The organism is Eubacterium sp. AF15-50 (assembly GCF_934835595.1).
In the GTDB taxonomy this organism is placed as follows: domain Bacteria; phylum Bacillota; class Clostridia; order Lachnospirales; family Lachnospiraceae; genus Eubacterium_G; species Eubacterium_G segne.
On the sequence record NZ_CAKVZL010000007.1, the window covers coordinates 1 to 24,005 of the forward strand.

The 24,005-nt window shown below is 32.4% G+C and carries 25 protein-coding genes and 3 pseudogenes; 26 read left to right on the plus strand and 2 right to left on the minus strand.

The annotated features are described in order from the left end of the window. Nucleotides 1-42 precede the first annotated feature (42 nt). Nucleotides 43-237 carry an N-terminal phage integrase SAM-like domain-containing protein gene (locus tag Q5O73_RS10590; RefSeq protein ID WP_368076727.1) on the minus strand — a complete coding sequence of 65 codons (195 nt, stop codon included), beginning with the start codon at nucleotides 235-237 and terminating at the stop codon, nucleotides 43-45. Further along, nucleotides 207-629 (minus strand): hypothetical protein, encoded by a 423-nt coding sequence (locus Q5O73_RS01645; RefSeq protein WP_302668897.1) that lies wholly within the window; start codon nucleotides 627-629, stop codon nucleotides 207-209. The genes Q5O73_RS10590 and Q5O73_RS01645 overlap by 31 nt, the downstream gene beginning before the upstream one ends. Before the next feature lie 435 nt (nucleotides 630-1,064). Between Q5O73_RS01645 and Q5O73_RS01650 the strand changes: the two genes are divergently transcribed. The 26 genes and pseudogenes from Q5O73_RS01650 to bsh all read left to right on the plus strand — a co-directional run bounded on the left by Q5O73_RS01650 (nucleotide 1,065) and on the right by bsh (nucleotide 23,961). Continuing rightward, a complete protein-coding gene (locus Q5O73_RS01650) occupies nucleotides 1,065-1,661 on the plus strand; it encodes a GNAT family N-acetyltransferase (protein ID WP_302668898.1) in 597 nt (198 codons plus the stop codon). Nucleotides 1,662-1,690: 29 nt separating this feature from the next. Further along, nucleotides 1,691-2,287, plus strand: coding sequence for a hypothetical protein (locus Q5O73_RS01655; RefSeq protein ID WP_302668899.1), 597 nt, complete (start codon nucleotides 1,691-1,693; stop codon nucleotides 2,285-2,287). Nucleotides 2,288-2,350: 63 nt separating this feature from the next. Beyond that, nucleotides 2,351-3,136: a bifunctional 2-polyprenyl-6-hydroxyphenol methylase/3-demethylubiquinol 3-O-methyltransferase UbiG gene (locus tag Q5O73_RS01660; RefSeq protein WP_302668900.1), complete on the plus strand. Its 786-nt coding sequence runs from the start codon at nucleotides 2,351-2,353 to the stop codon at nucleotides 3,134-3,136. A gap of 22 nt (nucleotides 3,137-3,158) precedes the next feature. Beyond that, nucleotides 3,159-3,668, plus strand: a complete 510-nt coding sequence (locus Q5O73_RS01665) for a hypothetical protein (RefSeq protein WP_302668901.1) — start codon at nucleotides 3,159-3,161, stop codon at nucleotides 3,666-3,668. Between the two features lie 65 nt (nucleotides 3,669-3,733). Next, entirely contained in the window at nucleotides 3,734-4,210 is a 477-nt protein-coding gene (locus Q5O73_RS01670; RefSeq protein WP_302668902.1) for a hypothetical protein, read from the plus strand. 116 nt (nucleotides 4,211-4,326) lie between these two features. Further along, complete coding sequence (locus Q5O73_RS01675; RefSeq protein ID WP_302668903.1) at nucleotides 4,327-5,058, plus strand: GNAT family N-acetyltransferase; 732 nt, start codon at nucleotides 4,327-4,329, stop codon at nucleotides 5,056-5,058. A gap of 7 nt (nucleotides 5,059-5,065) precedes the next feature. After that, entirely contained in the window at nucleotides 5,066-5,644 is a 579-nt protein-coding gene (locus tag Q5O73_RS01680; RefSeq protein WP_302668904.1) for a hypothetical protein, read from the plus strand. Nucleotides 5,645-5,656: 12 nt separating this feature from the next. Beyond that, the gene (locus tag Q5O73_RS01685; protein WP_302668905.1) at nucleotides 5,657-5,956 is read left to right on the plus strand and encodes a GNAT family N-acetyltransferase; all 300 of its coding nucleotides are present in this window, start codon (nucleotides 5,657-5,659) and stop codon (nucleotides 5,954-5,956) included. A gap of 180 nt (nucleotides 5,957-6,136) precedes the next feature. Continuing rightward, complete coding sequence (locus Q5O73_RS01690; protein WP_302668906.1) at nucleotides 6,137-6,982, plus strand: 5'-3' exonuclease H3TH domain-containing protein; 846 nt, start codon at nucleotides 6,137-6,139, stop codon at nucleotides 6,980-6,982. 16 nt (nucleotides 6,983-6,998) lie between these two features. Next, a pseudogene (locus tag Q5O73_RS01695) lies at nucleotides 6,999-7,865 on the plus strand (carbon-nitrogen hydrolase family protein). 131 nt (nucleotides 7,866-7,996) lie between these two features. Continuing rightward, the gene (locus Q5O73_RS01700; protein ID WP_302668907.1) at nucleotides 7,997-9,049 is read left to right on the plus strand and encodes a DUF2971 domain-containing protein; all 1,053 of its coding nucleotides are present in this window, start codon (nucleotides 7,997-7,999) and stop codon (nucleotides 9,047-9,049) included. Between the two features lie 286 nt (nucleotides 9,050-9,335). After that, nucleotides 9,336-10,805, plus strand: a complete 1,470-nt coding sequence (locus Q5O73_RS01705) for an RNA-binding domain-containing protein (protein ID WP_302668908.1) — start codon at nucleotides 9,336-9,338, stop codon at nucleotides 10,803-10,805. Between the two features lie 164 nt (nucleotides 10,806-10,969). After that, nucleotides 10,970-11,239 (plus strand): annotated as a pseudogene (locus tag Q5O73_RS01710) (hypothetical protein); the annotation flags it as partial. Nucleotides 11,240-11,754: 515 nt separating this feature from the next. After that, nucleotides 11,755-13,854 carry an AAA family ATPase gene (locus tag Q5O73_RS01715; RefSeq protein WP_302668910.1) on the plus strand — a complete coding sequence of 700 codons (2,100 nt, stop codon included), beginning with the start codon at nucleotides 11,755-11,757 and terminating at the stop codon, nucleotides 13,852-13,854. Then, the gene (locus tag Q5O73_RS01720) at nucleotides 13,839-15,785 is read left to right on the plus strand and encodes a UvrD-helicase domain-containing protein (protein ID WP_302668911.1); all 1,947 of its coding nucleotides are present in this window, start codon (nucleotides 13,839-13,841) and stop codon (nucleotides 15,783-15,785) included. Before Q5O73_RS01715 ends, Q5O73_RS01720 begins: the two co-directional genes overlap by 16 nt. A gap of 98 nt (nucleotides 15,786-15,883) precedes the next feature. Continuing rightward, nucleotides 15,884-16,138 (plus strand): hypothetical protein, encoded by a 255-nt coding sequence (locus tag Q5O73_RS01725; RefSeq protein ID WP_302668912.1) that lies wholly within the window; start codon nucleotides 15,884-15,886, stop codon nucleotides 16,136-16,138. Nucleotides 16,139-16,214: 76 nt separating this feature from the next. Beyond that, nucleotides 16,215-17,165 carry a hypothetical protein gene (locus Q5O73_RS01730; protein ID WP_302668913.1) on the plus strand — a complete coding sequence of 317 codons (951 nt, stop codon included), beginning with the start codon at nucleotides 16,215-16,217 and terminating at the stop codon, nucleotides 17,163-17,165. A gap of 733 nt (nucleotides 17,166-17,898) precedes the next feature. Continuing rightward, a complete protein-coding gene (locus Q5O73_RS01735; protein WP_021951835.1) occupies nucleotides 17,899-18,363 on the plus strand; it encodes a DUF2798 domain-containing protein in 465 nt (154 codons plus the stop codon). Between the two features lie 79 nt (nucleotides 18,364-18,442). Next, on the plus strand, nucleotides 18,443-18,655 hold the full coding sequence (locus tag Q5O73_RS01740) for a hypothetical protein (RefSeq protein WP_347497910.1): 213 nt from the start codon (nucleotides 18,443-18,445) through the stop codon (nucleotides 18,653-18,655). A gap of 40 nt (nucleotides 18,656-18,695) precedes the next feature. Next, nucleotides 18,696-19,097 carry a DUF2752 domain-containing protein gene (locus Q5O73_RS01745; protein ID WP_021951837.1) on the plus strand — a complete coding sequence of 134 codons (402 nt, stop codon included), beginning with the start codon at nucleotides 18,696-18,698 and terminating at the stop codon, nucleotides 19,095-19,097. A 221-nt stretch (nucleotides 19,098-19,318) separates the two neighbouring features. Beyond that, on the plus strand, nucleotides 19,319-21,037 hold the full coding sequence (locus Q5O73_RS01750) for a leucine-rich repeat protein (protein WP_302668914.1): 1,719 nt from the start codon (nucleotides 19,319-19,321) through the stop codon (nucleotides 21,035-21,037). Between the two features lie 117 nt (nucleotides 21,038-21,154). Next, complete coding sequence (locus Q5O73_RS01755) at nucleotides 21,155-21,331, plus strand: hypothetical protein (protein ID WP_302668915.1); 177 nt, start codon at nucleotides 21,155-21,157, stop codon at nucleotides 21,329-21,331. Between the two features lie 160 nt (nucleotides 21,332-21,491). Continuing rightward, the gene (locus tag Q5O73_RS01760) at nucleotides 21,492-21,989 is read left to right on the plus strand and encodes a GNAT family N-acetyltransferase (RefSeq protein WP_199641192.1); all 498 of its coding nucleotides are present in this window, start codon (nucleotides 21,492-21,494) and stop codon (nucleotides 21,987-21,989) included. A gap of 16 nt (nucleotides 21,990-22,005) precedes the next feature. Next, complete coding sequence (locus Q5O73_RS01765) at nucleotides 22,006-22,809, plus strand: MBL fold metallo-hydrolase (RefSeq protein ID WP_302668916.1); 804 nt, start codon at nucleotides 22,006-22,008, stop codon at nucleotides 22,807-22,809. Nucleotides 22,810-22,815: 6 nt separating this feature from the next. Next, a pseudogene (locus Q5O73_RS01770) lies at nucleotides 22,816-22,935 on the plus strand (xanthine phosphoribosyltransferase); the annotation flags it as partial. A gap of 51 nt (nucleotides 22,936-22,986) precedes the next feature. Beyond that, on the plus strand, nucleotides 22,987-23,961 hold the full coding sequence (gene bsh, locus Q5O73_RS01775) for a choloylglycine hydrolase (RefSeq protein WP_302668917.1): 975 nt from the start codon (nucleotides 22,987-22,989) through the stop codon (nucleotides 23,959-23,961). Nucleotides 23,962-24,005: the final 44 nt, after the last annotated feature.

Consider the following 24,005-nt stretch of genomic DNA (forward strand, 5'->3'; position numbering starts at 1 on the left):
AAACCACGGTCGTGTTTACACGAAACCGTGGTTTTCCTTTGTTTATAGGGCTCGCAGGCATTCTATGAATGACGCGAGCTTATTGATTACGTAGCAATCAATAAGCTCCGTCTGCCATGCTCTGATGTCCTTTGGAGTGATACCGCTGATAGGTCTTTTTCCAAAGTAGGGAAGAATATGAAGATTAAATACATACGTATATCTGTCTATGGTACTTTCCTTATATCTTGATTCCATATCCTTAATATTTGTCTCTTGGCCGGTATCAGATACTTAGGGTTTTTAACATAGTTTTTGACAGCGCTTTTACTTCCTGCATATCCAACTTCACAGATTCTGTCATAGCATGCAAATGCATTGGTTACACCTTTAGATAACAAGTCATCGAGAACACCTGAAAATGCCTCTGTTACATTGTTGTTGGATGTTCTGCCACTCAATCCATGGGGCTTAACCACAAATTTGTTAGCTTTTAATCTTCTAAGTTTTCCTCTGGATATACCTGTCCTTCTTTCAAGTTCAGCGAGATTAACCTTATTAATATTAAATTTTTCACCTGATTCTTCTTTCATTTCATTAAGTGCTTGTGTTAAAATTTCTTGTAAGTCATTACGATTTCCCTCATTCATTCTGATTTACTGGTACATTGGCTGATATCAGTATAAAGGATGTAAAATAAATCGTAGTGGCTTTTTTTAGTTGACTTTTTATGGCTAATTTCGCCCATCATTATTTTGGTTATTTTAACCTGTCTGTATTTGGCTATTTTCGCCTGACTCTAACAGGTATTAGGGGCTGTTCCCCTAGCAAGAGGCACTTTGCTTTACAAAGTGCGTATCTTGCCAAGGACAGTAAGGGGAAAAATGGGTAATTTTTGAAAAATTTTATTAAAGCGAAAAACTGGGAAATGAAGATGCAAGATTGGTAAATTTAGGGTGTGAATGTATTAATGCGTATGGTAGAATTGAAGCAGTGGATATGGAATGGTTTGAATTACCTATCATTTCTTGAGAATGGAAAGAATTAGTTTGTTACATGAATATCCAAGCAAGGAGGTATTTTTTATGAATTTCAAAGTGTGCAAACTCACAAAAGATATGTCAGATGATTACATTGACTATTTTGAGCATAGAGCATTTTATGATGGAAACATTCAAAAAGGCTGTTATTGCGTCTGGCATCATTGGACGGATAAGCATGAGCAGGAGCGGAGTCTAATGCCAGAGAATGAAAGACCGTATTGTAAAAGAGATTATGCAAAAGAATTGATAGAAAATGGTATCTTGAATGGCTTTGTAGCCGTCTATGATAATCAAATTGTTGGATTTTGTAATGCAGACACAAAAGATAATTATTTTCGATTAAGCAGGGAAACGGCTCCATATAGTTGGAATGGTGTTGATGAAAGGAATAAAATACTTTCTATTGTATGCTTTACCGTTGAGCCGGATATGCGTAGGATAGGAATTGCAAAAGCACTGCTGGATTGTGTCTGTCAGTATGCAAAGAAAAATGGATACGATTATATTGAAGGGTATCCGTCAAGGGGAGAGTTTTCTATAAACGATTGTGGCGGTCCAGTATCAATGTATGTAAATAAGGGATTTGATATTATTGATATTCCTAATGGTTTGATTGCAAGAAAGGAAATACAAAAGTAAAAGATTTTTATTATCTGGAGGATATTTATATGGAATGGGGTAAAAAAGTTATTGAGAAAGCATTAGAATATGCTAACTATGAATGGACTGCAAAAGAAAAAAATATAAAGCATGGGACAGATTCTAATGGTGTAGAAGTGGATACACCGGATACTACCTGGCAAGGTGAAGTTCTTGATTGTGGTTGGTGGAAGCCGAATCAAAAAAATGTAGGGATGGCATACGGATGGGGATTAGCTTCTACCATAGAAGAGTTTGAAAAAGGAATTTCCGAAGGAAAATATGCCGGAAATGTTCCGGAAGATAAATCAAGACACGTAAGCTACGATTGTGTAGGAGTAGATTGCTCTGGCTTGTTGACTGTGTGTTGGGAGTTACCTAAAAAAATATCTACAAGAATTATTCCTGATTACGCAAATGTAATTGAAAGCATTGATGAAATTCAGCAGGGAGATGTGCTTGCTAAAGTAGGAAGTCATGTTATGTTTTTCAAAGAGTTTGTAGATGATAAGAAAAAAGAAATAATTATTATAGATGCTACAAGAAGTACAGGGAAGGTATCTGTGAGAAAAGAAAATGTAGTCGAATTATTTTGCAAGGGGTATAAGATATATCGGAAGAAATAGATTAAACAATAAATGATGTTGAAAAACAAAAAATATCACTTTGAAAATTGCAGGAGACGAATGATGGAAAATAGTTTTTTGGAGCAATATTATAATTTATATGATGAAGATGGAAGATTGGCATCAAAGCATGGTAAGGTTGAATTCATTACTACGATGAAATACATACATGATTATGTAAAGCCGGGAGCAAAAGTTCTTGAGGTTGGAGCGGGAACCGGAAGATATTCTATTGCATTGTCACGTGAAGGCTATCAGGTGCAGGCAATGGAATTAATAGAACATAATATTGAAGTTTTCAAATCTAAGTTGACGGATAATGAACATATAGATATCAAACAGGGAAATGCCTTGGACTTATCAGTCTATGACAATAATTCCTTTGATGCGGTACTTATTTTGGACCCAATGTATCATTTATACAACGAAGAAGATAAAGTACAAGTATTGAAAGAAGCAAAAAGGATTTTGAAGAAGGATGGATATATTTTCGTGGCTTACTGCATGAATGAACCAACGATAATCCAATGGGCATTTGCTGACGATGGCAATAATATGCTGGAGAGTTTGTCAAATAATATGTTGACGGACGATTTTGCTTGTATTTCCAAACCAGCTGATTTATTTGAATTAGTTAGAGTAGAAGATATTGAAAGACTAAGTGAAAAATGCGAATTAACTAGAATTAAGTTTATTGGAACAGATATGTTTTCGAACTATATCAAAGAGCGGATTGAGGAATGGTCCGATGAAGTATATGAGATCTATTTAAAATACCATTTTTCTATATGCGAAAGAAGTGATGTGATAGGGTTAAGTAATCATACGTTAGATATTTTAGTGAAGTAAATGCGAAATTGAAAGGAAAATCATGAAGAAATTAATAGTGCTAAGTTCTGCATGTGGTGTTGGAAAATCTACAATAAAAGAGGAACTCAATAAGAAAAAAATATTAGAAAATTATGCCTGTATTGACACCGATGAAGTTGGCATTAATTGGTGGGATTATGCAGGAACGGAAAATGAAGCAAAGTTCAGTGATGACTGTATTGCCGAGGCAGTAAGAATGTCAGGCGAGAAAAATCTGCTTTTTGTAACTTGTATGAATCCCTATGATTTCTATGGAAAGGTTCATATTCCATCGGAAATAGCATCTACGTTCTTTATTGGGATGACCTGTTCTGATGATGAAATTACGAGACGGTTAAAAGCCAGACCGGCAGAGAGAATGTGCGGAAGTGATGAGTTTATCACAGGGCAGATTCAGTATAATAATTGGTTTAAAGAGAATGCGGGAAAATTTCAGTTTTACATAGATAATACAGATTTGACGATTGATGAAACTGTGGAAGAGATTGCAAGATTTGCCAGAAGGATTTGAATTTTTCCCGTTTACATGTGGATATTTGAAAAGGAAAATTTAACATATAATGGGAGAAATAATAAATGAATGAAATAAAGATTGAAGATTATATCTGTGAAAAATTGTCTTTAGATGAACAAAAAATCGCCCTAGACTTTGTTGATTATTTGGAAAAAGAAAAATTTATATTTGTTAAGGACAATGGCTATTGGAAAGATGAAATTTATTATCTGATAAAATATAAGAATGAAGGTATCTGTTTTATTTTAATAAAAGATCCAGAAGAACCGGAAAATCATTGGACTGTATGGTCAGATGATATGGATTCAAAATGGTTGAAAGAAATTTCTGAGGATGAAGAAATTAAGGAACTTGCCTGGAAACATGTAGATTTATGTGGAAATTGCGGTTCGTGTAGTGGTGGTACACGGAAAGTGATTTTTGGAAAAGAGTTTGAAAAAGTTTGTGGATGTACTTTTAGAATTGACAATCCTAATTCAGAGGATTTGAAGTTTATGAAAATTATGGTACAAATAAGGAAAAAGGAAATTGCGAAATGAAATATATCATTCGGGAGGCGACGAACAAAGATACGGAATTTATTTGCAGAATCAATAAATATACAATGGGATATGACTATCCAGAAGAAAAGACACAATATTAATTAAAGAAAGTTTTGTGTGATGGTAACCCAAAAATTTTTGTGGCTGAAATAGAACATTTAGTGGTTGGTTATGTTCATGCAACAAAGTATGATTTATTGTACGCAAATTCAATGGTAAACATTATGGGATTGGCAGTGTTAGAGGAATATAGACACAATGGAATTGCAACAAAACTGATGGATTCGGTTGAAGAATGGGCGAAGAATATTGGTGCAGATGCTATCAGACTTACATCTGGAAAAGAACAAGGAGCAGATAAATTTTGCAAAAAAGTTGAGATTGGAGTAGGTTATTTGAAAACATTATATGTAGGATTTAAAGGTATTCATAATTCTTCTAACAAATTAGTTCAGAATCTTCAAGGAGAAAAATATTTTCTGACAAACTCCTTTGAGGGATTAAAAAGGGATATTGAAAATCTGGTGGAAGAATATGAACAGGTTTATATGTTTGGATTGGATAAAGCATTAAAGGATTCGGTTCGTATAGAAAAATGTGCTGAGAAAGATGGAGAACGAATTTATACGCAAATGCAGTTATCTGGAATAGAAGAATGTTTGAAAAATAATGCAATCCCATACAGTGTATCGCACAATTCGACGCATTATTTATGTAATGAAGCCTACTTTTATATGTTGAAAAAGATGAATGGACATGTAGTCTTTGTCCATATTCCATCAACAAAAAATCTGACAGAAGAGATGTTACAAAAGTTAGTTTTAGTTTTTGAACAAAAAGAATGATTTTACTATGAGAGATTTTATATTTATTATAGGAGCCAGTGGTATTGGAAAAACGACACTAGCAAAGAAATTATATGAACATTACAAGGGAGCGTATGTTGAAATGAGTATGATTCCAGAGTTCGGAGTGCCTGAAGGTGTTGATGAGGGTTTGTTTGAAGAGCGGGTTTGTTGGGAGTCCAGTGTGACTCAAGTGAAGAAGTTCTGGGAACTTGGCATAAGAAATATTGTTGCCCTAGACTTTGACGATTTAAGAACAAGAGATATTCCAGAGGTGTTCAAAGGATTTAATTATATTACGATAAAACTTGTTTGCAGTGATTATAGACAAAATTATGAACAGATGAAAAATAGAGGAAATGGACTTATAGATTTTGAATTGTTAGAGAAAATGAGTCAAAAAATTAATGCAAGAAAATGCTTGGTGAATGAGTTTGAACTGGATATTGCAGGAAAAACAGTTGAGCAGGTTTTCATAGAAGCGTTAGAGATAATTGAACATAAGGCAATAAAAATGGAGTATGACTATGTAAAACCTAAAAAAGAATTGTTTTATTCATGGGTTTTCAGTAATGGTTTACGGTAAAAGGATTAGATGATGAAAATAATTAAGTATGAAGAAAAATATCGTGACGATATGATTTTTATGATATTAGAAGCGAAAAATGCATTAGGACGAGTTCCGGGATTGAATGAGGATTTGTTGGATGTTCGGAAAAACTACTTAGAGGTCGGAGATATGTTTTGGCTGGCAATTGATGATAATGACAGAGTGATTGGAAGTATCGGATACAATTCTATCAAAGATACGGATGAGGTTTGGTTGCATAGGTTGTTTGTAAAATATAACTTGAAAAGGCAGGGTATAGGAAGTGCATTGTTAGAAACAGCAGAGTAGTATCTTCGCAAACAGGAAAAGAAAATCGCAAAAGTTCATCTAGGAGGAAAAGATTGGGTGGAGTCATGGACATTCTATCCAAAACACGGCTATGTGGAATATCAGGAACGGCATATGATGAAAGAATTATAGAAAACAAATTTCCTAGATGACAAAGTTTTATGAAAAAGGAAAAAACAAATGAAAAATAAATTGTTGATTATAGATGGGCATAACCTACTGTTTCAGATGTCCTTTGGGATGCCTGCAAGAATTGTTAATAAAGATGGTATTGCGATACAACGTGTCCTTGGGTTTGTAGGTGCATTAAATAAGATTATCAGTATGATAGAGCCAACGCACATTGTAGTTTTATTTGATAGTGAGCAGCATAATGACCGCAAAGATATTGTGGAGGAGTACAAAGCAAATCGAATTGATTATACAGATGTTCCAGAGGAAGAAAATCCCTTCTCTCAACTACTATATGTGTATAAGGCTTTGGACTTTATGAAAATCAAACACACAGAGGTCATTGGGTATGAAACGGATGATGTGATTGCCAGTTATGTGATAAGATATAGTAGAAAATTTTCCTGTGTGATTTCATCTTGGGACAGTGATTATTTTCAGTTAATCAATGAGTCAGTGAATGTTCTGCGTTACAGAGGAAAGAAAACAATGTTGTGTGATGTAGATTTTATTCAAAATAAATTTGGAATTGCACCGGAAGTCTATGAAGATTTTAAATCGTTAACAGGTGACAAGGCGGATAATATTAAAGGTGCAGATAAGGTAGGATTGAAAACAGCAGCGAAATTGTTAAATCAGTTTGGAAATTTGGAAAATATTTTAGAGAATGCAGAACAGATTGAAAAGCCGAGTATTCGAAAATCTATTATGGAAAGTAAGGATAGACTTCAGAAAAATTATCAGATAATCAAATTGACTGATCGAGCGGAAATACCATTTATGCTAGAGGAATTAAAGTGTAATGGGGAGAGGTTAAAAACAAATGATGTGTTGGTAGACATTGGATTAAAATAGGACAAGGAGTTTATTTATGAAATTGAAAGTGGCAATCGTTCAATATGATGCAAATGAACCGAATATTGCTTTTAATACGGATGTGGCAGTTGGATATATCAAAGAAGCAAAAAGTAACGGAGCGGATATAGTCTTGTTTCCAGAGTGTTTTTTGTCGGCATATTGCATACCGGATATCTGTGAAGAATTATATCCGATAGAAGAAATCAAGGATAATCCGGAGTTTATCGACTGGTGCAATCGTGCTGTGACAGAAAATGAAGAACATGTACTTAAAATCGGAGAATTGGCGAAATAATTAAACGTCGGTGTTGTTATTACAGCCTTTACAAAAGGAGAAAAATATCCTCAAAATTCTGCATTTGTCATTGATAGAAATGGAGAGATTATTTTGAAATATTCCAAAGTCCATACTTGTAATTTTGATTGGGAAAGATATCTGGAAAATGGGCAGGAATTTAAAGTATGTGAGTTTGATGGAGTTAAAATCGGAGTTATGATTTGCTATGACCGGGAATATCCGGAAAGTGCAAGAGAATTGATGCTGCAGGGAGCAGAGATTATATTCAATCCAAATTGTTGTGGTGGAATGGAACCACGACTGAAAGAATTATCTGTGCGGGCAATGGAGAATATGGTTGGTGTGGCAATGGCAAATCCACCGGCAGAAGGGATGGGACGATCTTGTGCATTTAGTCCTATGGTCTGGGGAGAAAACGGAGAAGTTTTAGATAATACAATGATCGTAGCGGAAGAATACTACGAAGGCATTGTCTATGCTGAATTTGATATGGACAAGATTAGAGATTATCGTGAAAGAGAAGATTTGGGAAAATTTCGGAAGCCAAAGGCTTATAAGAATTGGGGAAGCAATAGAAATTGATTCAGAATAAAAGTTTTTAATTATGATAGTTGTTGCAAAAATACAGTTAGTAAGGACGACATATGTGTATTGAATTTAGAAAAATAAGTGATTTTGACAGAGGGATTTTATTGATTATGAAATGAAGTTATATGCAAGATAAAGAGTACTATGGAGAAGGTGGTGAGAACATGGATAAATATAGAATAAACATAGATGAGTTACATAAAAAAAGACTTGGAAAGAATACGTTGGAAAACAGAATTGTTCATCCTAGTAAAATAACTGAGGCATATGCCACAGATGTATATCATTATACATCACCTGAAGGGGTTATTGGCATTCTAAAGAATCGAGAAATATTTTTTACAGATTCTGAATATTTAAATGATTATGAAGAACGTCTGGGTATTAATAGTGAATTAGAAAAGTTTTGGAAAGAACATTGTAGTGAATATGATAAAGACTTCTATAATCTTATCAGAGGATTTAGAATTAATGAATATGAAGATAATGATTATATGTATATTGATGATGAATTTGCTAATGAATCATGTAGGTATTTTATTTTATCAGCGTCAGTGAATAGTGATAGTCTCAGTATGTGGAAATATTATTCAAAAAATGGTAGTTATGATGGTTATAATATCAATCTTTTTATTCCAGCATTGGATGATGAGTGGATAGATAGAGAAACAAAAGTAGCTGTTGAGACAGGATTAGTGGTGTACAATACAAATGAAAAACAGGAAAAAATACATAACATAGTCGAGCTCCTATACGATGTTTGGTGTACATATAAGAAATCTGATGCGTTAAACAATAAGATAATAAAGGAATATAGACAAGGAATATCCTATGCATCTGTATTTTTTAAAAATGAATGTTTTTCCACAGAAAAAGAAATGAGATTTGTTGCCATTGTGCCAAAAAGTATACTGAAAGATATTTATTATGAAAGGGTAGATGGCACAAGAGTTAAAATGTATGATTTTAGAAGCGTAAATGGTGTGATTACTCCATATATTAAAATGCCATTATTTGGTTGGAACACCGAAGAAAATTGGATAACTAGTCAAATAGTAGTGGGACCATGTGTAAACTACGAATTAAGGGAAAAGGGAATTAGGCAATTTATTGAATCATTAGATTATAGGTTTCATGAATTGAAAATTGTAAAATCAAAGGTTCCGGTTAGATATTGAAAGAATAAAAATTATATATTAAGGAATGCTTAAGGAAAAACTTGCAAAATGTAAAACTTTAATTGCGAATTTAGACAGTTGGAAAGATACGTTGGATAGATTTTCACATAAAATAGGCAAGAAATAATAAACTTGGTTTGAATTTTTAAGGAACATTATTTTTAGCGGAAAAATTAAAAAGCAATTTGTTTTTATCTGGCAGTTAGGATATACTAAAACAAGATTAAAAGAAATAATTTTAAAACATTTTAATGATATTTTTTGAAATATTAAGAAAGGAAGCGTAATGTCAACCAGAACAACGGAATATTTGCAGAGTCTAGTAAGAGAATTATCAAAAATGAACAGTGAAACAGAATGGGTTGAGTTCAAATGTAATAATAAAGATCCGGAAAGGATTGCTAAATATATTTCCGGGTTGAGTAATTCTGCAACGTTATGGGAAAAACCAAAGGGCTATTTAGTATGGGGAATTGATAATGATACACATGAAATTGTTGGAACAGACTTTGATTATAGAAATATGAAAAAAGGAAATGAAGAATTAGAAGCTTGGCTATCCAGAATAATGAACCCAAGGATTAATTTTAAATTCTACGAAGTTTCAATGGATGATAACTTTAAGGTAATATTGGCAGAAATTCCGTGTGCTGAAAACGAACCGACAAAATACCAATCAAATGCTTATATTCGCGTTGGTACAAACTTAAAACCTTTAATGGAGTATCAGGAAAAGGAAGCAGAATTATGGCGGATGTTTGATAACACGCTTTATGAATTGCGCATTGCATCAAGCAACAAAACAGAAGATGAAACTGTTATGCTGTTAAATTATTCTGAATACTATGATAAATTAGAACTTCCTATACCACGAAGCAGAGATAAGGTGTTGGAAGATTTGCAGAATGAAAAATTTATCAAAAAGAATGATGCCGGAAACTGGGATATTACAAATTTGGGAGCACTGATGATTGGAAAGGATTTGAAGAAATTTGAAAATCTGTCAAGAAGAAGTGTTCGTGTGATTTGGTATAAAAATAATACTCGCTTAGAAGCGGTGCGGGAAAAGGAATTTGTTAGTGGATATGCAATAGCATATGAAGATATTATACAGTATATTATGACTATTATCCCACAGGAAGAAGTGATAGTTGAATCTACAAGAAAGTCTGTTCTGAGTTTCCCAGAAATTGCGATTCGTGAATTGTTGGCAAATACGATGATACACCAGTCACTGGAACAGAGGGGAACCAATCCTATGGTTGAGATTTTTAGTGACAGAATTGAATTCTCTAATGCAGGTTCGCCATTGGTGTCTATTGAGCGTATTGTTGATACTGTTCCGGTATCGAGAAATGAGAATATGGCAGGGTTTATGCATAAATGTGGTATTTGCGAAGAACGTGGAAGTGGATTTGACAAAATCGTTGCGGCTACAAGTCATAACGAGATGCTGGCACCGAGAATAGAAAATCAAAATAATCAATTTACAAAAGTTGTCCTATTTGCAAAGGTTCCGTTTAATATTACTACAAAAGAAGATAGAATTAGGACATGCTATATGCAGGCATGCTTAGCATATGTCAATTTTTCAGCAATTAGTAATGCAGATATAAGGGAAATTTTTGGACTTTCTGATAAAGATAAAGTGAAAATATCAAGAGTTATTAAGGATACTATTGAAAAAGGTCTGATTAAACCATTAGATCCTAATACGGCACCGAGATATATGAAATATATACCTCATTGGGCGTAATTTAAGTTTCATTAAGTTTCGCTAAGTTGCAAAAAATACTTAAATCGTGAAATGGAAACGTGAAAAGGGCTTAAAATAAGGGGAAATATAAAATATTGAAAAGAATTTAAGTTTCTGTAAGTTTCAGAAAAGCAAATGTCCTCACCACTTATTTTTCAAGAAATACGAAAATTGCAGAGTTTTGTAAGGCATATAAGTATATCAAGGAGTTTAGAGAAGGTGTTGATCGTATGTATCGGAAATTGGAAAAAGAAGGATTGCTAGTATCAGAATTTTGGCAGAAGGATTTTATGTTTTACATGACGGTGAAAAATAAGAGTGTTGTTTTAAATGACAAAAAAGTGCCTGTTGGAATAGAAAAAGTGTTAAACGATACTATAAAAGTGTCAAATACTCAGCAAAAAGTGTTATTTGGTAAATTAATTCCGTATTAGAAAATTCTGCAACAACACGAATTATGAAAAATAATATTGTGAAGTTGTTTGAAGTATTAGATGAAAATCAAGTCTTTGGACGGAGGAAGTTATGGAGATTCTGGATTATGAAATCAGTAATGCAGGAAAAGTGATGATGAAAGAATTTCAAATAATCTAGCCAGTTAAAGCAAAGGGATATATATTTTTACATTTTGTAAAAAGAAAATGTAATCTGAACTTATCAAAAATAAGTTGAAAAATTTTATCACATATGTAGACACTTTTAGCTAAATATTGTAAAATGAAGTTAATTGATGAAAGAAAAATTTACGGGGGAGTAGTGTGATGATGCTGTTTGTTAGGTAGTGGTTAATTAATACAAATATTATTTAGAAGTAATAGACAGTATCTGAATCTAATGAGGAATAGTCTCTCGTAGATTTGGGTGCTGTCTATTGCTTTTTTATTATATTAGAGCATAGGTAATAAACTAAATAATTTCTCGAGTGCGTAGAAATATTGGAGGTATACAAATGAAGTTAGAAAAAATGATTATAAAAAATTATAGGCAATTTGAGCGTGCGGAACTTAAATTTGATAATGATGTGACTATTGTGGCAGGAGCCAATAATAGTGGAAAAACATCATTAATTACATTGATAAAGAATGTACTTTCGAGCGAAAAAGCAATATATAAAGAGACAGATATTTCTGCAAAAAATATAAAAGAATGGCTTGATAAAGTATATCCTTTGTTTGAAAAATTTTTTTGTGATGAGAAAAATGTAGAAGAGGTAGAAACAGATTTACTTGATAAAATATTACCTGAATCTGAAGAAGAGGAAAAGTTAGTATTGGAAACCACGGAAATATATATTCAGGTGGACTATGATATAAATACAGATGACATTAAGCTGTTTGCAGATTATATCATGGATTTAGATGAAAATGAGCATTCGTTCTATTTTATTTATTGTTATGAAATAAGCAGGAACATATTCGGAAAGAATATTGCGGAAAATTTTGAAAAAATAAAAAAGCGTTTTAAGGAATTGACAGATCCAAATATTGATTTAAAAAAACGTTACTTGAAAGAATTATTGGTGAAGCTATATATAAACTCTATTAAGCCTACTTGTTATTTTTGCGATAGCTCATATGCCAATAAGTGCAAAATGGATGACGCAAAGGAATTAAAGAATTTATTTAATATTAAATCTATTATGGCTAGCAGACCATTAGATGATGAAGACTCTGATCACTCACATATGCTAAGTAAACAAATGATTAAGATGGTCAAAATGGATGATAAATGGAATGATTTGATAGGAAATTTGCCAGATGAATTACTCCAGCCAATACAGGAGAAAGAAATACAGGAACGAGTGAGGGAAACTTCGTTAAACTCTTTACAAGATACTATTACAGCATTGGAACAAACAAATGGGGGACAGACAGGAGAACTGATGCTTGATATGAATGTTTCAGAGGAGGATATAAGTGATTTATTACAACGTATTACGAAAACAACTTATAATGTTGATGGTTATTTTTTAGGGGAAGCTTCTCAGGGATTGGGATATAGTAATATGATTTATATGCATCTCCAATTACAAGAATACGAAAAAAGTATGGATCCTCTGAAAGTAAACATATTTTTTATTGAAGAACCAGAATCTCACATGCATCCTCAAATGCAACAAGTATTTATAAAATACCTATTAGAGTATTATCAAAAAAAGATATTGCAAGGAGTTATAACAACTCATTCTAATGAAATGGTAAGAGTAGCTGGAATATCCCATTTGAGAGTAATACGAAAAATTGGAACGTTTACAAGTAATTTATACAATCCAGCGCTTTTGGTTGAAATATTAAAACAGTCAGACGATGCAGAAGATAAAGAACTTGCAAACTTTTTTGACTGGTTCTTTGAAATTGGATATTCGGAAATTGTATTTGCAGATAAGGCAATTCTGTATGAAGGAGACACGGAAAGATTATTAATAAAAAAATTAATGACACTGCCAAAGTATAAAAAATTAAGTCAACAATACATTGCCTATATTCAGGTGGGAGGTGCGTATGCATACAATTATCGTAAGTTAATTAATTTGTTGAATATAAAAACGCTTATTATAACCGATTTAGACTATAATAAAAAGTTAATAAATCCAGATGAAATCAAAAAATCAGATATTACTAATTCCACAATAAAGAATTTTTATCAAGAGTTTAATTCGGACGATCCAAATGTTGAAAAACTATATAAATGGTATGAGGAAAAGCAGAATATTCTAGATGATGGATTAATATATGTTGCATATCAAGCTGCTGTTGATGGATATTCCAGAACCCTTGAAGAAGCCATGTTGGGAAAGTTCTTTGATTTTGATGTTTCAATGAAATTGAGACGAAGTGAATGGGAAAAAAAGAAAAAGGAATCAAAATTAAAATATTCTGTTCCTAATAATTTGAATGTCGAAAAAGATTCAGAATTTTCATTACGAAATATATTGAATTCAACATCGGGAAATAAAACAGATTTTATGTATTCAGTAATATTAAATGGTTTCGTTGAAAAAATGGAACCTAATTATATAAGTGAGGGATTGAAATGGCTGATGGAATAAAGAATAATATTTTTTTAGTAAATGCTCCGGCTGGTAGCGGAAAGACCACAACAATAAGAAGAATGGTGGAAAGACATTTACGAGAAAATCCAAATGATAATATTTTATGTGTGACATATACCAACCGAGCAGCAGAAGAATTGGGGAAGGATATAGATAGCAAGAATGTTTTTTTTGGCACAATACATTCATTTATTAATTATTTTGTAAGTAGTTTCTTTTCTCATAAGGAGGTTATTGAACTTTATTGGGAAATTTATAAAAATGAAATTCAAGAAAGAATTGAAAATATAGAGAGAAAAGAAAATATACAAGAAGGTAATCAGAGATATATAGAAAAATATGGGAAACTTGATGCTGAGACTGTGTATAGAAATATTCAAGAAATCTCTTATACTGAGGCTCCCTATAATTCATTATATAGAGGGGCTTTATCTCATGATGATTTAATAACATTTACCAGAGCAGTTGTTGAAAAATTTCCTATCGTAAAAAGAAAAATAAGAGATAAATATCAACTTGTTTTTATTGACGAATATCAAGATACATCAGCAGATGTTTTGCATATTTTCTACGAAGCTATGAAAGGCGGAAAGGGAAAACTATATTTGCTTGGCGACAAAATGCAACAGATATATAAGACATATGATGGAAGTTTTGAACAAGAATTTTTGAGTTTAAATCGGGAGATGAATTTGCAAACAAATTATAGAACAACACCATATATAGTATCCATCTTAAATTATATTTATAATGACGAATCATATGAGCAAATTCCTTATGGAAAGAACAAAGATGAGAATATGAGTTTTTTACCAAAGGTTATTATTTCGTCTTCGCCAGAAGAAATATGTATGAAGATAAAGCAAGAATATCCAAAAGCATTAGTCTTGTATTTGCTTAATAGGGAACGGTTTTACAGTATTGGTGCAGGAAAGCTATATGAAGCAGTTCAAAGTATGGAGAAGTATGGTTTTGGTAGAAAATATGGAGCAGTAGATATATTATCAAATTATGATGAGGAAAATCCGGATAATCTTTTTTCTTTGCTGTTCTTATGTGAGCGAATAGATGTGGCTTATAGATGCGGTCTATATGGAAATGTCATAAGACTCATTAAGAATAATAAAAAGATTTTAAACGTCTCAAAATACACAGTAAAACAACATGGTGATAAAAAGAAAGTAAAAGAATTATTGGAAAATGTAATGATGCAATATGAAGATGGAGAAAAGAGTATTGCCGAATTTCTAATAGATATCAAAGAAATGGATTTTGTTGACGATGAATACTTAGATGAAATTATTGGAGAAGAAGACTATTCTGATGTAATAGGAGTATCAATGGAAGAATTTCATAATTTAGTGAAATATCTTGAAGAACCTCATATATCTACACAGCATGGGGTAAAAGGAGAGAGTCATGATACGGTTATATTTCTGGCAGCAAATAGTAGCCGTAATCCAGTTGTAAATATGACTAAGTTTTTTGAACTATGGAGTTCAATAGAAGTTAATTTGTCCGAATTTGAAAAGTTTTATTATGAGTATAAAAATTTAATACAAGAAATAAGTGAAGTGGTTGGAATGAAATGTACAGATATGAAAAGCAATGAATATAATATTTATATGAACGATATATACGCAAAGTTAAAACAATTTGAAGATAAGTATTCTGATAATGGATATTTTAATGTCTTATTACAACCTAATTTTACAACATATTTTAGTAAAAAAGGTGTGACTAAAGCAAGGGAATGCCTTAGGGAAAATCTAGTATATGGTCCATTAAGTGCGTATAGATTGTTTTATGTAGGATGTTCTAGAGCAAGGAAAAATTTATGTGTCATTATTAATAGGAAGGATGTAGTTGGTTTTGAAAGAAGACTTAGAGCTAAATTTGAAGAATGTGGTTTTGAGGTAACTATGTAGGAAAGAAAGTGGAGATTAGTGCATTGGGTAGTTATTTCGGATTTACATTTCGGTTATAAGAATTGTGATACGATGAACTTAAGAGAAAATTTGCTTAAATGTTTACAAACGACGGAGAAAAATATGCACGAGAAAAATTTGAAGAATGCATATTGTTGTTTTCATCATCGAAAGAGAAAGAAAATTTTACGAAGTATGCGGTTTCAAAATGGGCAAATGGGAAGGAGTATTTGAAAGATGTATATTTACTATATATGGAACTACCTGATAATTATCGGGAGAATGCTTTTAAAGAGGAATATGAAAATGCAATGGTATTAAAAAAGATGTTAGATGAATATAGAACATATTGACAAGAGATTTTCATTGAAGAGAAATGTATTATAGTAATGATTGTGAAGAAGAGTTTACAAAAGGAGATGACTATTTTTGAAAACAAGAGCAGATCTGCTAATAGACGGAAAATATAAAAGAATTACTATCTGGGATGCTTTAGATATGAAACAAAATCGTCCAGTACTTTGGGAAAAATATAAAGATAAAATATTTAGTATAAGTAAGAAATCCGAAAACAAGGTAAGGTTGATTTTTCAAACAGGAAAGCATGGGATAGTTGAGAATAGTTACTTTCGATATTATAATGCGGATTTTGAACATAGAGGAGAGGGAAGTGAAGAGTCCTATAGACATGAATTTTTTAAAGAATGTATTTCTAGAATCAAGCATCTTGAAATTAGATGGAAAGGTGAAGCATTGACAATATATCCTGACGAAATACTGCAAGAGGAAACTGTCATTATGGATGATGGAAGTAGGCGTATTGTAGATTTACTTGTACATTTTAAACACGCAGAACCATCCATTTATGTACAAAAATGGGAAGGGCAGCTAGCGATTGAAATTAATGATACTCATCCAGTAGATAATAAAAAGATAAATCAAATGAAACAGAAGGGACTTGCATGTTTTGAATTTACTGTCAATAAGTGGCGGATTAGAGAAAACTTTAGTGATGCTGAAGATGAAGAAAAACAGATTATTGATATAAAAAATAAATTAGAAGGTGACAATGCGGGATATATCTATGGTGAACTATTGGTAGATCCTATTTCCAGAAAATATTTTAGAACTAAGTTGTATGAAGAAGAAAAGAAAGAAAAGGAACAAATGATAACAGAACTGCATCATGTTAAGAAATTGTATGAGCTAGTTATCGACGAAAATAAAGAACTTAAAGAACAGATAAGACTGCTTAATAAAGATATTAATTTGTATAAGGGGGATATCCTAAATCTTGATACAAAATTAAAAAATGTTGAACAAGAAAATACAAAAATCAAATCAAGTTTTTGGTATAAGATATTCGGTAAAAAGAAATAGGCTGATTAAAAGTAGTAATAAAGGGCGACAATTAATTTTCTTTAATTTTTTTACATTTCCATTTACAAATCCTACACCACATTCTATAATATTCTCAGGTGAACAATCAAACGAATCACACTGATACACATTTGATACACTTTCGTCAAAGAAAAAAGATTAATACAGAATACTTAATAAAATAAGTGAATTAAAGAATATAAAATAGAAACAAAAATGTTACTATTTCTTTCCGGTTGGACCGTGAAGGTGGTAGAACAGTAGGATTAGGTAAGGTTGCTACAATTATTGAATAATTAACGTTATCAATGAATAGAGCGCAAGCTCACTATAAATAAAGAAAACCACGGTCGTGTTTACACGAAACCGTGGTTTCCCTTTGTTTATAGGGCTCGCAGGCATTCTATGAATGACGCGAACTTATTGATTACGGAGTAATCAATAAGATATGCTTGTGCAAAAATATAGGCATTCCCGAAATTATAAAGAATGCACTGAATATTAAATAATAATATAGCAGATAGAGTGAAAAATAACTGTTACAATCAGAGATAAATGGTGAAAATTACGACGTAGGAATGTTGATAAATATTAAATTTAGGTATTACATTAAATAGAAAAATATGTTATACTTCCCTAGCAATTTTATTATGGTTATTATTGGAAACGCACAATCCTCCGGGATGATAACGAACAACACATTAGTTATAAGTTATCGATAGGAGGATTTTTTATGCCAAAAAACAAATTTCAGGATGTAATATTTACAATTATTATGGCTACAATGATGGTTTATGGAATGGTTGTGTATAATGTAGCACTTAATACATGCAGTGTAACAGGGCAAACATTTATTAGTGCAACCCATGAATTGCCAATTATGGTGCCTGTGGCTTTTGTGTTAGAATTTTTCGTAGTGGGGAAAATAGCTAAAATATTAGCCTTTACTGTGATGAAAACAAGCGACAGACCACAGATTATAACATATGCAATTTCAATTTGCATTTGTTGTATAATGTGTCCAATAATGAGTTTGGTTGCTACCATACTGTTTAAGGAAACAAAAAGCTTTGGGACATGGATACAGACATGGGCAATGAATTTCCCAATGGCAATATGTTATCAGATGTTTTATTGTGGTCCTTTTGTAAGGCTTATATTTAGAATGATTTTTCGTGAAAAAAATCACGAATCATAAAAATGATGGCTTTACATAAAGATTGTTTACAATCAGAAACCCATGACGAAGGAAAAAATCCGAATCCTATGCAAAAGGAATGTCGTGGATAAAAACAAATGTTAAATTAGTTATGGATGAGTCAGATGAAACCATCGCTGACTTAATAACTGACGGATGTAATATGGGCGTTAAATCTTTGAATGAATATCTTAATCAGTACAAAGCCGCTGATGAGAAGACTAAAGATATTGCAAAACGCTTAGTTAATATAGAAGAGAGTTTTGCCATTGACATAAGAAAATATTTATAGTATTTTAAGCAAAAAGATAAATTATAAAGAAAGGCAAATCTTGAAAAAGGACAATAAATTAAAGAAACAAAGGATTATAATAGCAATTGTTTTTATAATAATTATTGGCTATGTGGGAGTATACTTAAAGGGCGTTCCCTGTATTATTAAATATTTCACAGGTGTTTCATGCTTAGGTTGCGGAATGACCAGGGCATGGTTAGCAGCACTAAAATTAGATTTTTCAATGGCATTTTATTATCACCCGTTATTTTTTATGCCGGTGGTGATTTTAATTATTATACTAAATAGAAAAAGACTAAAGCCAAAAGCTTTGTCGGGTATTATATGGACTGTGCTGATTTTATTTGGCATAGTCTACATATATAGGATGTTTACACCTAATGGCATAGTGGTTTTTCAGCCGGAGAAGGGGCTGTTATATAAAATATTTAATAAATGAAGTTGCTTATTTTGGTATGTAGAATGGCAATTTATACTTTGGATGATTTCATTAAAATATGTTGGTAGAAATGATTTTACCGGCATATTTTTTTATGTAAAATCATAAGAATAAAAAATGTAGGAAATTACTTCATATAACACTTTTGTGTGATGTGGGGGAAGGTTTGCCTATGTTATTATTTTATTAACACCACAATTATTGGAAGGAGAGTGAACATTATGAAAGAAAAAATAGTTGCAATTATATTATCACTTACAATGATAATAGGTTTAGGTGGAACAATGCATACACCTGCAAATGCAGCAGAAACAAAGTCAGTATCAAAGCAGGTTAATGACATTTTATATGCAAAAAATGCAGATGTTACGGCTAATTTTAAGGCAAATGTAAAGGGAGAGGAAGTAGCTGAACAGCTTTATAGAACTTTTAGACAGTTAGCTTTTGATTATAACAGTGATTATGGTTCATATGAAGATGGAAAATTGGTTTTAACTAAAGAAGGTGAAGCATTTTACAACCGGATGCTTAAATTAGGCATTACATCAGGTTTAAATGAAGATGGCGAACCTATTGGAGCAGATGTTTTAGACTTAAAGGGAACAGTAAAATCATCAGTTATTGATTCACAGAATTTTAATTTAGATTTATATCTTCAGCTTGCAAAAGGAAAAAATGCAAAGGCAATTTCATTAAATTATAACAATGGAAAAATTAAAATTAATTTAGGCACATTAGTTTCATTTGTGAAGGAATATACAGGAAGAACTGTTAATGATATTTATGATGCACTGGAGATACCTGCCATAGAAGAGCTTACACTTAATGGAATAAACGAATTAAATAAATACTTAAAGTCAGAACTTGGAATTCGTGAAGTATTATCTTATACAGTGTATACAGAGGAAGATGGTGAAGACGTGGCTGATAAAATAGGATGTATTAAAGATGTGAATTATGGAGAAAAAATGTATCCAAACTTTAACATATCCAGTGAGCAGTTAATGAGTACAGGTAAAGATTTATTGGCATTGGTTCTTAATACAGCTGACTATACTCTTGGTAAATTTGAAACAAAGTCAGGTACAAAATCAACTATTAGTGTAACAGAAAAAAATGCGACAGAGTTAATCAAGAGACTTAGTCTGGCATTAGGAAACAATGCGGAAGTTATAATAAATAGTGCAGCAGATAGATTGTTTGCATTACCTGGATTTGATGAAGTAGCTAAATCATATCCAAAGGGATACTTAGATGCAGTGAAGAAAGAAATGGTTTTCCAGGTTAAAAGTATATCCAGAAACTTAGATGCCTTAACTAAGGAAGAAGTGAAGGATGAGGGAGGAAACATAATTAAGTACATCCCAATTGAAAAAGCAATTGAAATGAACAAAGTCAAGGCATCTGCTAATTTTACTGCTGACACTAAGGGTAAAAAAGGTTCAAGAGATGCACTGTTTACAGGAAGTATTAAATTCGCATCAGGAGAGGGTAAAGAGGCTACATCTGTAGATATTTCATTTGATGTATCAGTTAAGGAAAAAGGAACAAAGAGTAACGATACAAAAACTTCTGTTAAGAAAGTTAAAAAGGGAGATATTGTAAAGGCTAAAAGTGGTACTTATGTAGTTACATCAACATCAAAGAAAACTGTTTCTCTTAAGGCAGCTAAAAATAAAAAGACTGTAAAAATTCCTGCAACAGTAACAATTGGTAAAGATAAATACAAGGTTACTGCAATTGGAAAAAAGGCATTTAAGAATTGCAACAAAACAAAGAAAGTAGTAATTGGAAAAAATATTGAAAAGATTGGAAAGAAGGCATTTAGCGGAATTAACAAGAAAGCTACAATTAAGTGTCCTAAGAAATCTTTAAAGAAGTATAAAAAAATGATTATGAAAAAATCTACAGGGTACAAAAAGACTATGACAGTTAAATAATCGTTAGTAAATAAAGTCGTAATCCCGGTCATTGGTGGTGTATGTGACCGGGGTTATTTTATGTAAAAATAGAAATAGTAAATGCACATACGTAGTTAATAACTGCATAAATGTATAGTGATTTATATAGATGTAAGTGGTGGAAATGTATATGAAACTTATATTGAAACGAAAAAAAGTGAAGAGTTTAGTAGTCTTGTGTACAATTGGAAAAGTGAATTTGAAAAGTTTGCTCCGACCCTTAATGATTCCATAGTTGTTGGAACGGCAGAAGAGAGAAAACAGATTAAGTGAACTCTGGAGCGAATTTGACTATCTTATGCCGGGGCTTCATTGAGTAAAGAGGAACTTCTGGAGTTATTGTCATAAAGATGTATTGCAAAAGAGTTTCAATGGAGTTACCATAAAATATACGGTATTAAGGTATAAAAGTACCGTTACAGGAGAAAGAACAATGATTAATAATATTGAATTAAGAAGATACGAAGTAAGGGATATTCCTGAAATGGTTAATATTTGGAATGAAGTTGTTAAGGAGGGAAATGCTTTCCCACAGGAAGATTTACTGACAGAAGAAAAGGGTAAGATATTCTTTGAGAGACAGAGCTATTGTGGAGTAGCAGTAAACAAAGACACAGGAAAAATACTGGGAATGTATATTTTGCATCCTAATAATGTTGGGAGGTGTGGACATATTGCTAATGCAAGTTTTGCAGTTTCATCAGAAAGCAGAGGACTTCATATTGGTGAAAAAATGGTGCGTGACTGCATACAACAGGCACACAGGGAGCAGTTTAAAATTCTCCAGTTTAATGCAGTAGTGGAATCAAATATGCATGCAATACATTTATATGAGCGAATTGGCTTCAAGCAGCTGGGAGTCATTCCCAATGGCTTCAAGGTGGATGAAGGAAAATATGAAAATATATGTGTGTACTATATAGAAGTGTAGTGGTGGGAAAAACACAATGAAAGTAATAACATTAATTGAGGACACCCCGGAGGATATGGAGTGTGATTTTGAACATGGTTTGGCATTATATATTGAAATTCAACAGTATAAATTGTTATTTGATACGGGAGCCACAGGCAGATTTGTGGGAAATGCCGCAAAATTAGGAATTGATTTAAATGAAATTGACAAGGTTATTATAAGTCATGGGCATTATGATCACGCAGGTGGTTTGCTTAAATTTTGTGAGATAAACAATCATGCACAAATTTATATGCAAAAAAATGCAACAGAGGAATGCTATTACAAAGACACATATATAGGAATAGATAACAGAATATTGAATTTGCCGCAGCTTAAATTAGTAGATGGAAGCTATAAAATAGATGATAATTTATATTTGATTTCTAATGTACCCACAGAAAAGAGAAATATAAAATTTCTAAGAAAAGTGGATGGAAAAATTACAGAAGATGATTTTTCCCATGAGCAAAGCCTTGTAATATGTACAAAGAAGGGAAATGCCCTTATATCAGGGTGTGCACATTGTGGAATTATAAATATTTTAGAGGCATATAAGAAGAAATTTGCCAATGAGCCAATGGTAGTAATCAGTGGGTTTCATATGTTTAAAAAAGGTGGGTATACTAAAGAAGAAATAGCAAATATAGAGTCTATTGCAAAAAAATTAAACAAGATGTACACTATTTTTTATACTGGGCATTGTACAGGGGATAAAGCTTATGAGATAATGCATAAAATTATGAAAGATAAATTAAAAGCCATTCACACAGGAAAAATAGTGGAAATTAAAGAGTGATTATAAGAAAAAGGCTTTCAGCCGGGAGGTAGAACAATTAGAAATCTGGGATATCATTTAGAATCCCTTGCAATTGTGGACGGGATGAATGCAGATACCGGAGAGATAGAGTTCAGGCAACAGTAGAAAAATAAATATATGCAAAACGTAATACTATAAAATAAACCAGGAGGCAGTATGTGTACCGCAGCAACATATAAAACAAAGGATTTTTATTTTGGAAGAACATTGGACTATGAGTTTTCATATGGCGATGAAATTGCCATAACTCCGAGAAATTATCCAATTAATTTTAGACATACAAAGGCTTTAGATAATCACTATGCCATAATGGGCATGGCGTATGTTGTAGGGGAGTATCCTCTATATTATGATGCAATTAATGAGAAAGGTCTTGGAATGGCAGGGCTTAATTTTGTTGGAAATGCCATGTATCAGGAAGTTAAGGAAAATGAAACCAATGTGGCTCAGTTTGAGTTTATTATGTGGATTTTGGCACAATACTCCAATGTAGATGAGGCAAGGGAGGCGCTGTCCCATATGAATCTGGTGGCAACACCTTTTAGTGAGCAGTTGCCTTCTGCACAGCTTCATTGGATAATTGCAGATGAAAAGAGCTCAATTACAGTGGAATGCATGGCAGACGGACTTCATATATATGACAATCCCGTGGGAGTTCTTACCAACAATCCACCCTTTGATCAGCAGATGTTTATGCTAAACAATTATATGAATTTATCTCCTAAACAGCCTGAAAATAAGTTTTCAAAGGATTTGGATTTTAATGCCTACAGTCGTGGAATGGGAGCTTTGGGGCTTCCGGGGGATTTGTCATCAGCTTCAAGATTTGCCAAGGTTGCCTTTACCAAAATGAATTCCGTATCAGGAGATGGCGAAGAGGAAAGTGTCAGTCAGTTCTTCCATATTCTAGGCTCTGTTGACCAGCAAAGGGGATGCTGTGAAGTGGAAGAAGGCAAGTATGAGATAACAATTTATACTTCATGCTGCAATGCAACCAAGGGGATTTATTATTATACAACCTATAACAATCATCAGATTACCGCAGTGGACATGCACAGGGAAAAATTAGATGGGGATAAGTTAGTACGGTATTCGTTAATTACAGGAGAGCAGATAAATTATCAGAATTAACTAATTAAATCTAACACATTTGCTAAAATATATATAGCGACCTT

What these genes read in the sequence shown, in the direction of transcription:
- Q5O73_RS10590 (WP_368076727.1), bottom strand. Translation starts at nt 237, where the DNA reads ATGGAATCAAGATATAAGGAAAGTACCATAGACAGATATACGTATGTA.
- Q5O73_RS01645 (WP_302668897.1), bottom strand. Translation starts at nt 629, where the DNA reads ATGAATGAGGGAAATCGTAATGACTTACAAGAAATTTTAACACAAGCA.
- Q5O73_RS01650 (WP_302668898.1), top strand. Translation starts at nt 1,065, where the DNA reads ATGAATTTCAAAGTGTGCAAACTCACAAAAGATATGTCAGATGATTAC.
- Q5O73_RS01655 (WP_302668899.1), top strand. Translation starts at nt 1,691, where the DNA reads ATGGAATGGGGTAAAAAAGTTATTGAGAAAGCATTAGAATATGCTAAC.
- Q5O73_RS01660 (WP_302668900.1), top strand. Translation starts at nt 2,351, where the DNA reads ATGGAAAATAGTTTTTTGGAGCAATATTATAATTTATATGATGAAGAT.
- Q5O73_RS01665 (WP_302668901.1), top strand. Translation starts at nt 3,159, where the DNA reads ATGAAGAAATTAATAGTGCTAAGTTCTGCATGTGGTGTTGGAAAATCT.
- Q5O73_RS01670 (WP_302668902.1), top strand. Translation starts at nt 3,734, where the DNA reads ATGAATGAAATAAAGATTGAAGATTATATCTGTGAAAAATTGTCTTTA.
- Q5O73_RS01680 (WP_302668904.1), top strand. Translation starts at nt 5,066, where the DNA reads ATGAGAGATTTTATATTTATTATAGGAGCCAGTGGTATTGGAAAAACG.
- Q5O73_RS01685 (WP_302668905.1), top strand. Translation starts at nt 5,657, where the DNA reads ATGAAAATAATTAAGTATGAAGAAAAATATCGTGACGATATGATTTTT.
- Q5O73_RS01690 (WP_302668906.1), top strand. Translation starts at nt 6,137, where the DNA reads ATGAAAAATAAATTGTTGATTATAGATGGGCATAACCTACTGTTTCAG.
- Q5O73_RS01700 (WP_302668907.1), top strand. Translation starts at nt 7,997, where the DNA reads ATGCAAGATAAAGAGTACTATGGAGAAGGTGGTGAGAACATGGATAAA.
- Q5O73_RS01705 (WP_302668908.1), top strand. Translation starts at nt 9,336, where the DNA reads ATGTCAACCAGAACAACGGAATATTTGCAGAGTCTAGTAAGAGAATTA.
- Q5O73_RS01715 (WP_302668910.1), top strand. Translation starts at nt 11,755, where the DNA reads ATGAAGTTAGAAAAAATGATTATAAAAAATTATAGGCAATTTGAGCGT.
- Q5O73_RS01720 (WP_302668911.1), top strand. Translation starts at nt 13,839, where the DNA reads ATGGCTGATGGAATAAAGAATAATATTTTTTTAGTAAATGCTCCGGCT.
- Q5O73_RS01725 (WP_302668912.1), top strand. Translation starts at nt 15,884, where the DNA reads ATGTTTACAAACGACGGAGAAAAATATGCACGAGAAAAATTTGAAGAA.
- Q5O73_RS01735 (WP_021951835.1), top strand. Translation starts at nt 17,899, where the DNA reads ATGCCAAAAAACAAATTTCAGGATGTAATATTTACAATTATTATGGCT.
- Q5O73_RS01740 (WP_347497910.1), top strand. Translation starts at nt 18,443, where the DNA reads ATGTCGTGGATAAAAACAAATGTTAAATTAGTTATGGATGAGTCAGAT.
- Q5O73_RS01750 (WP_302668914.1), top strand. Translation starts at nt 19,319, where the DNA reads ATGAAAGAAAAAATAGTTGCAATTATATTATCACTTACAATGATAATA.
- Q5O73_RS01760 (WP_199641192.1), top strand. Translation starts at nt 21,492, where the DNA reads ATGATTAATAATATTGAATTAAGAAGATACGAAGTAAGGGATATTCCT.
- Q5O73_RS01765 (WP_302668916.1), top strand. Translation starts at nt 22,006, where the DNA reads ATGAAAGTAATAACATTAATTGAGGACACCCCGGAGGATATGGAGTGT.
- bsh (WP_302668917.1), top strand. Translation starts at nt 22,987, where the DNA reads ATGTGTACCGCAGCAACATATAAAACAAAGGATTTTTATTTTGGAAGA.